A 223-nucleotide genomic window follows, 5' to 3' on the forward strand; every position below is an offset into this window, starting at 1 on the left:
TCGGCTGGTAGTAGTCAAGCGATGGGGTGACGCAGGAAGGTAGTGGGGCCAGTCAGTGGTTGTACTGGTGTAAGCCTGTAGGGCGAGATCTAGGCAAATCCGGATCTCATATAAGCCTGAGAGGTGATGCGTAGCCGTTGCGGTGAATTCCATGATCCTATGCTGCCGAGAAAAGCCTCTAGCGAGATCTGATGTGGCCCGTACCCCAAACCAACACAGGTGG

Annotated in this window: 1 rRNA gene; it reads left to right on the forward strand. The window is 54.7% G+C overall.

From position 1 onward, the window contains the following. A 23S ribosomal RNA gene (locus WFK95_RS24735) occupies positions 1–223 on the forward strand; the annotation flags it as partial.

Source organism: Tsukamurella sp. USMM236, from assembly GCF_037148755.1.
Classification (GTDB): Bacteria; Actinomycetota; Actinomycetes; order Mycobacteriales; family Mycobacteriaceae; genus Tsukamurella.